The sequence below is a fragment of the Bibersteinia trehalosi genome (assembly GCF_004346205.1).
GTDB classification, from domain to species: domain Bacteria; phylum Pseudomonadota; class Gammaproteobacteria; order Enterobacterales; family Pasteurellaceae; genus Bibersteinia; species Bibersteinia trehalosi.
This window is the reverse complement of sequence record NZ_SMAM01000022.1, coordinates 1-1,436: the sequence shown is the minus strand read 5'-3', so window position 1 is coordinate 1,436 and position 1,436 is coordinate 1. Positions and strand designations below refer to the sequence as shown.

Below are 1,436 nucleotides of genomic sequence, written 5' to 3'. Positions count from 1 at the left end.
GTTGCAACATCTGTCACATTCGTGCCATTGACCAGCTCTGCTTTACCGCTTGTGGTATTAATCGTGGTATTCCCTTCGCCAAAGGTGAAGGTTGTGCCATTACTGATAATGCTGCTGATATTATTCAACGCATTCGCTAAACCAAAGGTGATGTTACCGTTTTCTTGGCTGATCACAATGTTGCCATCTGCATTGCGCAGATCAACCGTTGCATTTGGTTTCACCACGTAAGATTTATCACCGGTATTGGTGCTGATTGTCCAGCCCGCATTTGCTGTTGCATTCACTTTTTCCAGCTGATCAACATTTACCGCATCCGTGCCGTTTACACCTGGTGCAACATGAGAAATCGTACTGTTATTTACATTTACCGTACCATTGCCCAAATTCACTGTGGTGTTGCCACCGGTTAAAGTTGTAGCGTTATCGCCAAAACGAATACTTGAGCTACCGTTATTTGTGATGCTGGTGATATTGGTTAAATCACCTTCTACATGGTAAGTCACTTCTGTTGCGTTAGTTGTGCTATTCACCTTCACTGCCGCTACTGTGTTATTACCATTAATAAAGTTCACCACATCGCCAGCTTTGATTTTACTTACGTTTGCATTGTTGCCCGCTACCGTCCAAGACACATTGTTCAGCGTATTAATAATATCACCTACTGTTGCAACATCTGTCACATTCGTGCCATTGACCAGCTCTGCTTTACCACTTGTGGTATTAATCGTGGTATTCCCTTCGCCAAAGGTGAAGGTTGTGCCATTGCTGATAATGCTGCTGATATTGTTGTTGTCTCCTAAATGGATACTGTTGTTCGTGCCGTTGCTAATAGTGCTGATATTATTCAACGCATTCGCTAAACCAAAGGTGATGTTACCGTTTTCTTGGCTGATCACAATGTTGCCATCTGCATTACGCAGATCAACCGTTGCATTTGGTTTCACCACGTAAGATTCATTGCCTGTATTGGTGCTGATTGTCCAGCCCGCATTTGCTGTTGCATTAACTTTTTCTAGCTGATCAACATTTACCGCATCCGTGCCGTTTACCCCTGCAGATACATTGCTGATAGTTGCATTATTCAGATTAACAGTATTGTTACCTAAGCTAATCGTTGTGCCATTATTGTTGGTAATTGAGTTGATTTCTTGCAACTCTTTTGCCATTTTAAGCACTAACTTACCATCTTCACTATCTACACGTAAGTTTTTATCTGTTACCGCTGCATCCTCTGCTGCTCTACCAAGAATTTCTAAGGTTTCGCCCAGTTTTTTCGCAATTTCGTTGCCGGTATCACCTTTGAATTTCAAGCCATCATCTAAGGTGGCAATCTCGTGTGTTGTGCCGTTGGCATCGGTATAAACCACACGAGTCATTGTCTCGCCGTCTTTACCATCTAAGCCATGTTTACCTTCTGCAACGGTCATTGAGGC

1 protein-coding gene is annotated in these 1,436 nt (G+C 42.9%); it reads right to left on the bottom strand.

Going from position 1 to position 1,436, the window contains the following annotated elements:
• A partial coding sequence (locus EDC51_RS10775) for a beta strand repeat-containing protein (protein ID WP_409360079.1) occupies positions 1–1,436 on the bottom strand: 1,436 nt, incomplete at both ends.